The organism is Actinoplanes sp. NPDC026623, assembly GCF_040638275.1.
Classification (GTDB): Bacteria; Actinomycetota; Actinomycetes; order Mycobacteriales; family Micromonosporaceae; genus Actinoplanes.
This window is the reverse complement of sequence record NZ_JBEZXZ010000086.1, coordinates 23613-34312: the sequence shown is the minus strand read 5'-3', so window position 1 is coordinate 34312 and position 10700 is coordinate 23613. Positions and strand designations below refer to the sequence as shown.

Below are 10700 nucleotides of genomic sequence, written 5' to 3'. Positions count from 1 at the left end.
CGATGGACCCGCTCTGCGGACTGACCTCTGGGGGCCCGCGCGACCTCGGGCGGGCCGGCCGCCCGCACGGCCGCCGGGCCGCCCGGGCCGGGCGGGACGGTCGGCGGCGTGGTGGACGGCGCGCCGGTCGGGCACGCCGGCAGCCGCAGGCGGCGGTGTGACTCCGCCGGCGCGGCGATGGCGAGCGCCGTGAGCAGGCCGCCGAGGGCACACCATCGCGCCACGGACCGGAATTTCACGTCGCCCACCTCGCCCTGCGCAGCCCCGTTTACGAATCGCTGGCTCAACGCCGGATGAGATCTTCCGGTGACGGTTCCCGCCCGCTGATCACCGCCCGTCCCGTGGTGCGAGACTGGGCTCATGGCTTCGAAGGGCTTTCCGCACCACGACCTGCAGAGCTTCATCGCCGCCCTGGAACAGGCCGGCGAGCTGCTCCGGGTCACCGTTCCGGTCGATCCGACGCTGGAGATCAGCGAGGTCGTGACGCGTACCGTCCGCGCCGGGGGTCCGGCCCTGCTCTTCGAGCGCCCGACCCGCGGCGAGATGCCGGTCGTCGTCAACCTCTTCGGCACCGAGAAGCGGATGGCCATGGCGCTCGGCGTCGACTCGCTCGACGAGGTCGGCGACCGGATCGGCTCGCTGATCCAGCCCGAGTTGCCGGTCGGCTGGTCCGGCATCCGCGAGGGCATCGGCAAGGTGCTGCAGCTCAAGTCGGTTCCGCCCCGCAAGGTCAAGAACGCGCCCTGCCAGGAGGTCGTGCTCAAGGGCGACGAGGTCGACCTGAACAGGCTGCCCGGACTGCAGGTCTGGCCCGGCGACGGCGGCATCTTCCACAACTACGGGCTGACGCACACCAAGCACCCGGAGACCGGCAAGCGCAACCTCGGCCTGTACCGGCTGCAGCAGCACTCGAAGAACACGCTCGGCATGCACTGGCAGATCCACAAGGACTCGACGGCGCACCACGCGGTCGCCGAGCAGCGCGGCGAGCGGCTGCCCGTCGCCATCGCGATCGGCTGCGACCCGGTGGTCAGCTACGCGGCCAGCGCCCCGCTGCCGGGCGACATCGACGAGTACCTGTTCGCGGGCTTCCTGCGCGGCGAGCGGGTCGAGATGGTCGACTGCCTGACCGTGCCGCTGCAGGTGCCGGCCCAGGCGCAGATCGTCCTCGAGGGCTACCTGGAGCCGGGGGAGCGGGCGCCGGAGGGGCCGTTCGGCGACCACACCGGCTTCTACACCCCGGTCGAGCCCTTCCCGGTGCTGCACGTCGAGTGCATGACGATGCGCAAGCAGCCGATCTACCACTCGATCGTCACGTCGAAGCCGCCGCAGGAGGACCACGGCCTGGGCAAGGCCACCGAGCGGATCTTCCGGCCGCTGCTCAAGATGCTGATCCCGGACATCGTCGACTACGACATGCCGGCCGCGGGCGTCTTCCACAACTGCGTGATCGTCTCGATCCGCAAGCGGTACCCGAAGCACGCGCAGAAGATCATGAACGCGATCTGGGGCGCGCACCTGATGTCGCTCACCAAGCTGATCGTGGTCGTCGACGAGGACTGCGACGTGCACGACTACCAGGAGGTCGCCTTCCGGGCCTTCGGCAACGTCGACTACGACCGCGACCTGCTCGTCACCCAGGGCCCGGTCGATCACCTCGACCACGCCTCCTACCAGCAGTTCTGGGGCGGAAAGGCGGGCCTGGACGCCACCCGTAAGCTGCCTGCCGAGGGCTACACCCGGGGCTGGCCCGAAGAGATGACCATGGCACCCGAGGTGACCGCCCTCGTGGACAAGCGCTGGAAGGAATACGGGATCTCGTGACCGCCGTTGCGTCCGCACCCGAGCAGCCGGGCAGGGTCAAGGCCTTCCTGCGGCTGGTGGCCATCGAACACTCCGTCTTCGCCCTGCCCTTCGCGTACCTGTCGGCGCTGGTCGCGATGGACCGCGAGGGCACGGGGGTGCACTGGGCCGACCTGCTGCTGATCACGATCGCGATGGTGTCCGGGCGTACCTTCGCCATGGCGGCCAACCGGATCCTGGACCGCAGGATCGACGCCCAGAATCCGCGTACGGCCAATCGCGAGCTGGTCACCGGCGCGGTGAGCGTGCGCACGGCCTGGACCGGCGCCGCCGTGTCCCTGGTGGTGCTGTTCCTCGCGGCGGGCCTGCTCAACTGGCTCTGCCTGCTGCTGTCGCCGCTCGCGGTGATCCCGCTGATCGTGTACCCCTACGCGAAGCGGTTCACGAACTTCCCGCACTACGTGCTGGCGCTGGCCCAGGCCGTGGCGCCGGTCGGCGCCTGGCTCGCGATCACCGGCACCTTCGCGGGCTCGGGCCCGGCGTGGGTGCTGGGCGTCGCGGTCGGGCTCTGGATCGGCGGCTTCGACATCATCTACGCCTGCCAGGACGTCGAGGTCGACCGGCGGATCGGCGTGCACTCGACCCCGGCCCGCTTCGGGGTCCGCACCGCGCTGCACATCTCGACCGCCACCCATGTGGTGACGTTCGCCCTCTTCGTCTGGTTCGGACAGCTGGTCGGCCTCGGCTGGCTCTGGTGGGTGGGGCTGGCGCTGACCGCGGTGGCGTTCGGCTACCAGCATGTGGTCGTCACGCCTGACGATCTCTCCAAGGTCAACCGGGCGTTCTTCACGGCGAACGGCTTCGTTGGCATCGCGCTCTTCGTCTTCGCCGTCCTCGATCTGTACCTGCGGTAGGGAGGCCCGAGGGATGCGCACCCCCTGGATCGTCGGCGTCTCCGGCGCCTCCGGCACGCCCTATGCGAGGACCGTCATCGGCGCGCTGCTGGACGCCGGCGAGCCGGTGGACCTGATCGTCTCCAGGGCGGCCCGGCTCACGCTGCTGGACGAGACCGGCGCGACCGTCCGGGACGCGCACTGGAAGGACGACGTCGCGGGCTGGCTGGGCCGGGAGCTCGGCGACCTGAACTACTGGCCCGCGGGTGACCTTGCGGCCGGGCCGAGCAGCGGCTCGTACCCGGCCCGAGGCATGGCGGTCGTGCCCGCCAGCACGGCCGCCTGTGCCGGCATCGCGATCGGGCTCTCCAAGGATCTGCTGCAGCGCGCCGCCGAGGTCAACCTCAAGGAGCGCCGGCGCACGGTGATCGTGCCCCGCGAGACGCCGGTGACCCGTAGCCATCTCGAGCATCTGATCGCGCTGCACGACGCCGGTGCGGTGGTCCTGCCCGCCAGCCCGGGCTTCTACGGCGCCGGCGCCCGGGCTACCGCGGGGCAGTTGGTTGACTTCGTGGCGGGCAAGGTGCTGGACGCTCTCGGCGTACCCCACGAGCTATTTACCCGCTGGACCGGTGATCTCGGGTCCGGACGCCAGGACTAAGTATCTTTAATGGCGTACTAATGCCCTATGCGAAGCTTCAGCGCAGTCCGTTCGGCGGCCCGTAACTGGAGCCCGGGTTTGCGGGGCCACCGTTGCGGGGCCGATTCGCCGCGTCATCCTCGCGCATTTCCTCGACCACGCCGTCGCCCTCAAGCAGCGCGCGAACCTCTGATTCGCGGAACCGGCGGTGGCCACCCGGAGTGCGGATGCTGCCGATACGTCCGGCGGCCGCCCAGCGTGTGACCGTCTTCGGATCCACCCGGAACAGCGCGGCCACCTCCCCGGGCGTAAGCAGTCGATCTCCTGTGTCCACGGCCCTCTCCTCGCGTCGTGTTGGAGCGCCGGTGGTCACGGTGAGTGTCGGCGTGCTCGATCGGGACGTAGTGCCATTAGAGCATCGCCAAAAACAGCAAGTCGTTGAAATGCGGAAAAAGCCCCGATTGCGACGTTGACCATTATCCTTGCCTGCTCCAAGGCATCCGCGCCCGCTACCGGGCGTGAGGTACCCGGAAGTGTCGCACTAACCTCTGAACTCATGGACGCCATCGACCTGCGCCTGATCGATCTGCTTCGGGACAACGCCCGCTCGTCGTACGCCGAACTGGCCCGGCAGGTGGGCCTCTCGGCCCCCGCCGTGCACGAGCGGGTCGGCAAGCTCGAGGCTGGTGGGACTATTCGGGCCTATCGGGCCGAGGTTGACCACGATGCCATCGGGCTCGGCGTGACCGCGCTCATCGGCATCGTCGAGGACTCCGGCGCCGACACCGACGACGTGCTCGCCGCCCTGCGGGTGATGCCCGAGATCGAATCCTGCTATTTCATGGCCGGCGTCGAGTCGTACCAGCTCACCGTCCGGGTCGGCACGATCGCCCAGCTCGAGCAGTTGATCGTCCGGATCAACCGCACGCCGGGGGTCGCCTCGACGCGCACGGCGATCGCGCTCTCCACCAAGTGGGAGAATCGGCCGCAGCCCGGCCTCGATCCGGCGGTAGGTTGAGCCATGGAACAGCTCGACCGCTGCGACGACGCAGCCCGGGAATGGGAACGCAACGCCGTCGCGCTGGTGGAGGCCGACGCCAACCGCTCCGCCGACACCCACCTGCTGCCGTTTCCGCTGCCGCGCAGCTGGGGCATCGACCTCTACCTCAAGGACGAGTCGTCGCACCCCACCGGGTCACTCAAGCACCGCCTGGCCCGCTCGCTCTTCCTGTACGCCCTCTGCAACGGCTGGATCGGCCCGGACACCCCGATCGTCGAGGCGTCTTCCGGGTCGACAGCCGTCAGTGAGGCGTACTTCGCCAGGATGCTCGGGCTCGAATTCATCGCGGTCATGCCGGCGAGCACCTCGCCCGAGAAGATCTCGCTGATCGAGTTCCAGGGCGGCAAATGCCACCTGGTCGACGACCACACCGCCGTCGTCGCCACCGCGCGCGCCCTCGCCGGCGACCTCGGCGGCCACTTCATGGACCAGTTCACCCACGCCGAACGCGCCACCGACTGGCGGGGCAACAACAACATCGCCGAGTCCATCTACGCGCAACTGGCACTCGAGCGCCATCCCATACCGGCGTGGATCGTCGTCGGGGCCGGCACCGGCGGCACCAGCGCGACGATCGGGCGGTTCGCCCGCTACCGGCGCTTCGCCACCCGGCTCTGCGTCGTCGACCCGGAGGGCTCGGCGTTCTGGCCCGCCTACGCGGCCCGCGACTGGACGCTCTCGACCGGCCGGGGCTCGCGGATCGAGGGCATCGGGCGGCCCCGGGTCGAGGCGTCCTTCCAGCCCGCGGTCGTGGACCGGATGATGCGGGTGCCCGACGCCGCTTCCCTGGCGGCGATGCGGTCCGGCTCGGCGGTGCTCGGCCGCCGCCTCGGCGGCTCCACCGGCACGAACCTGTACGGCGCGTTCGCGCTGATCGCCGAGATGCTGGCGGCCGGGCGTACCGGATCGGTGGTCACCCTGATCTGCGACGGCGGCGAACGGTACGCGGACACGTACTACTCGGACGCCTGGGTGACCGCACAGGGCCTGCGCCTCGAGCCGCATCGCGCCGCCATCGACACCTTCCTGGCGACGGGCCGTTGGCAGGGCTCCTGAGCGGGGGCAGCATGGGGAGTCCGGACCTGCCAGTATCGTTTCGTCAGCGAACGGGATTCGGGTTCGCTTCGGGCTCAAGGAGCACAGTGCGCGACGCCGAGGAATACCCCCTCCCGCCGGACTACCCGGCCGCCCGACCCGCCCCGCGAATCCCATACCAGCGCTCGCCCGTCGAGGTCGGCCAGCTGCCGCCGCTCGTCCTCGTCCCCGGGGCCACGCCGCTGCCCCTGCCGCCGCCGCCCCAGCGCCGGGGGAACGCCCTGCGCGTCATCGGCGCCCTGGCGTTCGCCGCGGTGCTCGTCGGCGGCGCCGGATACGTCTACGTCAACCGCGACGCGCTGGCGGAGCGGGCCGCCGCGGCCGTGGATCAGCCGACGGGCAAGCCACGCACCCTGACGCCGTCCGAGGCCGCCGACGCGACTCTGGAGGCCCAGGCGCAGGCCCTGCTGCGCGGCGACGAGAAGGGCTGGCTCGCCGCGCTGGACCCGGGCCAGTCCAAGCTGCGCACGAAGTACCGCACCATGTTCAGGTCGCTGCGCGCCATCGGCGTCAGCCACTTCGCCTACCGGACGTCCCCGGACGCCAAGGCCGGGAAGAACGGCACGGTCGGGGTGACCGCCCAGGCCGAATACTGCTTCAGCACGGACCGGTGCCCCAGCGAGGATTCCGAGGGCCAGCCGTGGATCACCCAGAAGCTGACCTTCAAGTCCGTCAAGGGCAAGTGGCTGATCACCGCGCTGACCGTGAAGAAGAGCCGCGAGGAGCAGCAGCCGACCCCCTGGGAGTCCAGCGACCTGGTCCTGCAGCAGGGCCGGCGGGTGACGCTGATCGGCAGCCGCGCCGAGCAGAAGTACTTCAAGCGGGTCCTGCCGGTCGCCGAGAAGGCCGCGACCGTCAACGACCACTTCGCGGGCCTGGTCGGCAATCCGCAGCGGAAATACCGCATCTACCTGGCCGGCGCGAAGCAGTGGAAGACCTGGTACGGCGGCGTCACCGACAGCTGGGTGATCGCGTACGCGATGCCGCTCAACGCCGCGGGCAGCGACGTGGTGCTCAACATCGCCCAGCTCAAGAACAACCGGCAGATCATGGAGAGCACGATCCAGCACGAGCTCGGCCACGTCGTGACGCTCGGCGGCGCCGACCGGGCCGGCAGCCGCGGCGACATGTGGCTGGAGGAGGGCATCGCCGAATACATCGGCTGGTACCCGAAGCCCGCGACCGCCAGCTGGCGCCGCGAGAGCGTGCGCGCGGTGGTGAACAGCGGCAAGCGGCCCAAGTCGATCGCGGCCAGCGGTCTCGCCGGTGATGCCAGCCCGGCCGCCAGCGACGCGTTCTACGGGCTCGGCCACTTTGCCGCCGACTGCCTGGCCAGCAAGTACGGCGAGAAGGCGCTCTTCGAGTTCGTCCGGCTCTACCTGCGGGAGGAGCGCGACCTCGACCCGGCCTCCCGGGAGGCGTTCGGCAAGCCCTTCGCGACCGTCGACAAGTCCTGCGTCGCCTGGATCCGCGGCCGCGTCTAGGACGCCGGGCAAACGCCGAAGCCCCCGGCGGGGGAGCGCCGGGGGCTTCGTTCAGTGCGGTCGATCAGTGGGTGCGCGCGGGACGACCCGTCGAATAGCGGTCGTTACGGGCGCCCTCGTGCCGGAAACCGGCGGGCCGGTCGCCGAAGTTGCGCGCCGGGCGGTCGCCGTAGGTGCGCTGCTCGCCGCCGCGCGGGCGGTCGCCTGCGGCGGCGGGCCGGTCACCGTAGCTGCGGTCGCCACTCGGCCGGTCGCCGTAGGAGCGGTCGCCGGTCGGCCGGTCGCCGTAGGTGCGCTGCTCGCCGCCGCGCGGGCGGTCGCCGTAGCTGCGCTCGCCACCGCCGCTGCCGCCGTAGCCGCTGCGGGGGCGGTCGCCGCCGCCGTAGCCGCCACCTTCGCCGGTGCGCTGCGGACGGGAGGCGTAGCCGCCGCCCTCGCCGGTGCGCTGCGGACGGGAGGCGTAGCCGCCGCCCTCGCCGGTGCGCTGCGGACGGTCGCCGTAGCCACCGGTGCGCTGCGGGCGGTCGCCGTAGCCACCGCGCTGCGGGCGGTCGCCGAAACGACGCGGCCGGTCGCCACGCTCGCGCGGCTCGGGCTCGAGTCGCACCGGGACACCACTGGGCTCACGGGCACCGGTGACCTCGGCGAGGCTCTCGTCGCCCAGGCGCACCCGAAGCTCGGCCGGCGTGACGCCCGCCTTCTGCATCATCGAGGCCGTGGTGCGGCGCTGCTTCGGGAGAACCAGCGTCACGACCGCGCCGGACTCGCCCGCGCGGGCCGTGCGGCCGGCCCGGTGCAGGTAGTCCTTCGGGTCCTTCGGCGGGTCGACGTGCATGACCAGCGAGATGCCGTCGACGTGGATGCCGCGGGCCGCGACGTCCGTGGCGACCAGCACGTTCGTCCGGCCTTCCTTGAACTCGGCGAGCGTGCGGGTGCGAACCCGCTGGGTCTTGCCGCCGTGCAGCGCTCCGGCCCGGACGCCGACCGCCGCGAGCTGGTCGACCAGCCGGTCGACGCCCATCTGGGTGCGGGCGAAGACGATCGTCTTGCCCTCCCGGTTGGCGATCGAGGCGGTGATCGGGAACTTGTCGTGCGGCGGGATCAGGAGCATGTGGTGCTCCATGGTGGACACGCTGGCCTCGGCCGGGTTGGTCGAGTGCGTGACCGGGTCGTTCATGAACCGCTTGACCAGCGCGTCGACGTCGCCGTCGAGCGTCGCCGAGAAGAGCAGCCGCTGCGCGTCGGCCGGCGTCTTGGACAGCAGCTCGGTGACCTCGGGCAGGAAGCCCATGTCGGCCATCTGGTCGGCCTCGTCCAGGACGGTGACCTCGACGGCGTCGAGCTTGCAGGCGCCGCGCTCGATCAGGTCGCCGAGGCGGCCCGGGGTGGCCACGATGACCTCGACGCCGCGCCGGAGCGCGTCCATCTGCCGGTCGTAGGGCACGCCGCCGACGGCGGTCTTGAGGAAGACGCCGACGGAACGGCCGAGCGGCATCAGCGCGTCGGCGACCTGCATTGCCAGCTCGCGGGTCGGCACCAGGATCAGGGCCTTGGGCTGGTGCGGCAGCGCGCGGCCGCCCTTGGCGACCCGGGCGAGCAGCGGCAGGCCGAACGCCAGCGTCTTGCCGGAGCCGGTCTGGCCACGGCCGAGCACGTCCCGGCCCGCGAGGGCGTCGGGCATGGTGGCGGCCTGGATTTCGAACGGGGTGTTGATGCCCTCGCGGCTGAGCACGCGGACGAGCTCGGCGGGGACACCCAGCTCGGCGAAGCTCGGAATGGCGGGGGCGGGTGTCTCGGTCAGCTCCGCCTCGGCGGCGGGGGTTTCGATCAGCTCCACCTCGGCGGCCGGGGTCTCCGGCGCGGCCGAGGGAACGTCGGTTCGGGGGGTTTCGCCGGACTCGGCGGGAGCTTCGAAGACGGACGGGAACGTGCTGGGGTCAGCGAAAGTGGTCAAGAGAACCTCTCTACGGGGGCGCATGCTCGCGAATGGCCCGCCGCGGCTACGAACAGCCGGCCGCTGAAATGACCGCAAGAACGCCCGTGGCGTGCGCCTTAAGGGCACGCCAGGTCAATTACTTCCATCAGTGTACGGGTCAACGTCGTCGACATCGCCCGCATTCCGCGCCGGTAGTGGGCAGGCTCACCCTTCGGCGCAACCTCGCCAGTTTAGGCGGACGGACGGTTCCCGACAACTCAATCCTTGAAAACGCCACCGATCATGTCGCTGAAAGCGTCACCGACGGTGAAGAGGAAAGCCAGGCTCACGCCGACCAGCAACAGCAGCACGACGAGCATGGCGACGATCACCTTGACGTTGCTGGACCGCTGCGTTTCGGGCCCGTCGCGCCAGCCCTGGGCCAGAATGTGGCCGGTCAGCGAGCCGGAATTCTCGACGGGATTGATGCTCACGGGCATGGTCATGTCGGCCGGCGCGTACTCGGCGAGGCCACCGTAGACGGTGCCCTGCCCCCGCTGCTGCGGCACGGCGGCCGGCTGCTGTCCGGATCCCGACCCATACGTCGTCGGCCGCGTCGGCGTGCTGCCGACCTGTGCGGCCGGTCCGCCGAACGGCTGCCGGGCATCGCCCGATGCGCCTACCCCGTAAGGAGTCGAACCGCCGCGCGGCTGGTGGTCGTGCTGGGCCGCGCCGCCCGCGGCGATGGGTCCGGCCGAGGGCGGCACCGTGTACGCGGGCAGGCCGCTGCCGGCCACGGGGATCACCGGCGTCGGGAACGGCGGCGGCGACGGCGGACCGGGCACGGGGCTCGGGCCGGGTCCGGGCGGAACCGGGCTCGGGCCGGGGCCCGGAGGCACGGGGCTCGGACCGGGGCCCGGAGGCACGGGGCTCGGACCGGGGCCCGGAGGCACGGGGCTCGGACCGGGGCCCGGAGGCACCGGGCTCGGACCGGGGCCCGGAGGCACCGGGCTCGGGCCGGGGCTCGGCACGGGCGTCGGCACCGGGGCCGGCGGGGTGGGAGCCGGTGTCGGTGTCGGCAGCGGGGCGGGCTGGGGCCGGGTGGGCTCGGGCTTCGCCGGGGCGGGCTTCGGCGGCTCCGGCGTCGAGGGCTCGGGCAGATCCGGCTCGGGCGAGGCGGGCTCGGCCTTGCTGGGGGACTCCGGCTGCTGCGCGGCGGCCGGCTTCTCGGCGATGCTCATCCAACTGACGGCGACCGGCTTGCCGGCCGCCTTCGGCTCGTCCTGCACCGCCGGCGTCTCGGCCGCCTTCGGCTCGGCCGGGGCGGCCGGCTTGTCGGACTCCTGAGGCTTTTCGGCGGCCGGCATCGCCGGTTTGTCGGCTTCGTTGGGCTTTTCGGCGGCCGCGACCGGCGGCTTTTCGGCCTCGGTCGCCGGCTTGTCCGGGTTGCGCGCGCCGTAGATCTTGGACTGGCCGCTGGGCCAGCTGGTGGCCCGGGCACCGGCCGGATCGATCGAGCCGGGCACGGTGGCGCGGGCGGCGTTGGCACTGGGCGGAACGGAGACCGGCCGCGCGGAGCCGCCGGCCGAGCCGGTGGACGCGGGAGGCGAGCTCACCGGCACCGAGGCCGCACCGGCCGGCGTCGCGCCGCCGGAGGCGGACGCCCACAGTGCACCCGGTGCGGGCGGCGGCGGTGGCTGGTATCCCTGATCGTTCTGCGGCCCGGCGCTGCTCGCGGGCGTCCGCGCAGCGTGCGGCGTTCCGCCGTCGCTGTCCGGTTTCGCCTGCTGCTCGTCCATGGGTCCTCCCG

The 10700-nt window shown here is 71.8% G+C and carries 12 protein-coding genes; 8 read left to right on the top strand and 4 right to left on the bottom strand.

Features of this window, described 5'->3' with window-relative positions; genetic code table 11:
* A partial coding sequence (locus tag AB0F10_RS24255) for a hypothetical protein (RefSeq protein ID WP_360629139.1) occupies positions 1 to 239 on the bottom strand: 239 nt, incomplete at its 3' end.
* Positions 240 to 360: 121 nt separating this feature from the next.
* Between AB0F10_RS24255 and AB0F10_RS24250 the strand changes: the two genes are divergently transcribed.
* Genes AB0F10_RS24250 through AB0F10_RS24240 form a run of 3 tightly spaced genes read left to right on the top strand, consistent with a single transcriptional unit; the run spans position 361 to position 3357 of the window.
* Positions 361 to 1824 (top strand): menaquinone biosynthesis decarboxylase, encoded by a 1464-nt coding sequence (locus AB0F10_RS24250; RefSeq protein WP_360629136.1) that lies wholly within the window; start codon positions 361 to 363, stop codon positions 1822 to 1824.
* Positions 1821 to 2717 carry a menaquinone biosynthesis prenyltransferase MqnP gene (mqnP, locus tag AB0F10_RS24245; RefSeq protein ID WP_360629132.1) on the top strand — a complete coding sequence of 299 codons (897 nt, stop codon included), beginning with the start codon at positions 1821 to 1823 and terminating at the stop codon, positions 2715 to 2717. Before AB0F10_RS24250 ends, mqnP begins: the two co-directional genes overlap by 4 nt.
* 13 nt (positions 2718 to 2730) lie before the next feature.
* Complete coding sequence (locus tag AB0F10_RS24240) at positions 2731 to 3357, top strand: UbiX family flavin prenyltransferase (protein WP_360629129.1); 627 nt, start codon at positions 2731 to 2733, stop codon at positions 3355 to 3357.
* A 37-nt stretch (positions 3358 to 3394) separates the two neighbouring features.
* Here the strand turns inward: AB0F10_RS24240 and AB0F10_RS24235 are convergent, their stop codons facing one another.
* A complete protein-coding gene (locus tag AB0F10_RS24235) occupies positions 3395 to 3670 on the bottom strand; it encodes a BldC family transcriptional regulator (protein ID WP_184998097.1) in 276 nt (91 codons plus the stop codon).
* Positions 3671 to 3892: 222 nt separating this feature from the next.
* On the opposite strand from AB0F10_RS24235, the gene AB0F10_RS24230 reads away from it, so the two are divergent.
* The 3 genes from AB0F10_RS24230 to AB0F10_RS24220 all read left to right on the top strand — a co-directional run bounded on the left by AB0F10_RS24230 (position 3893) and on the right by AB0F10_RS24220 (position 6975).
* Entirely contained in the window at positions 3893 to 4354 is a 462-nt protein-coding gene (locus AB0F10_RS24230) for an Lrp/AsnC family transcriptional regulator (RefSeq protein WP_360629125.1), read from the top strand.
* A 3-nt stretch (positions 4355 to 4357) separates the two neighbouring features.
* Positions 4358 to 5452 (top strand): PLP-dependent cysteine synthase family protein, encoded by a 1095-nt coding sequence (locus AB0F10_RS24225; protein ID WP_360629122.1) that lies wholly within the window; start codon positions 4358 to 4360, stop codon positions 5450 to 5452.
* Positions 5453 to 5538: 86 nt separating this feature from the next.
* Positions 5539 to 6975 (top strand): hypothetical protein, encoded by a 1437-nt coding sequence (locus AB0F10_RS24220; RefSeq protein ID WP_360629119.1) that lies wholly within the window; start codon positions 5539 to 5541, stop codon positions 6973 to 6975.
* Positions 6976 to 7039: 64 nt separating this feature from the next.
* On the opposite strand, the gene AB0F10_RS24215 is transcribed toward AB0F10_RS24220, so the two are convergent.
* Together AB0F10_RS24215 and AB0F10_RS24210 are read right to left on the bottom strand one after the other, a co-directional pair.
* Complete coding sequence (locus AB0F10_RS24215) at positions 7040 to 8929, bottom strand: DEAD/DEAH box helicase (RefSeq protein WP_360629116.1); 1890 nt, start codon at positions 8927 to 8929, stop codon at positions 7040 to 7042.
* Between the two features lie 239 nt (positions 8930 to 9168).
* Entirely contained in the window at positions 9169 to 9687 is a 519-nt protein-coding gene (locus AB0F10_RS24210; protein WP_360629113.1) for a hypothetical protein, read from the bottom strand.
* Positions 9688 to 9946: 259 nt separating this feature from the next.
* Here AB0F10_RS24210 and AB0F10_RS24205 point away from each other — a divergent pair, with 259 nt between their 5' ends.
* Positions 9947 to 10237, top strand: coding sequence for a hypothetical protein (locus AB0F10_RS24205; protein WP_360629110.1), 291 nt, complete (start codon positions 9947 to 9949; stop codon positions 10235 to 10237).
* A gap of 117 nt (positions 10238 to 10354) precedes the next feature.
* On the top strand, positions 10355 to 10600 hold the full coding sequence (locus tag AB0F10_RS24200) for a hypothetical protein (RefSeq protein ID WP_360629107.1): 246 nt from the start codon (positions 10355 to 10357) through the stop codon (positions 10598 to 10600).
* The last annotated feature ends 100 nt before the right edge of the window (positions 10601 to 10700 follow it).

Excerpts from the sequence above, each read along its gene's own strand:
- AB0F10_RS24225 (WP_360629122.1), top strand. The coding sequence starts at position 4,358 with ATGGAACAGCTCGACCGCTGCGACGACGCAGCCCGGGAATGGGAACGC.
- AB0F10_RS24240 (WP_360629129.1), top strand. The coding sequence starts at position 2,731 with ATGCGCACCCCCTGGATCGTCGGCGTCTCCGGCGCCTCCGGCACGCCC.
- AB0F10_RS24250 (WP_360629136.1), top strand. The coding sequence starts at position 361 with ATGGCTTCGAAGGGCTTTCCGCACCACGACCTGCAGAGCTTCATCGCC.
- AB0F10_RS24230 (WP_360629125.1), top strand. The coding sequence starts at position 3,893 with ATGGACGCCATCGACCTGCGCCTGATCGATCTGCTTCGGGACAACGCC.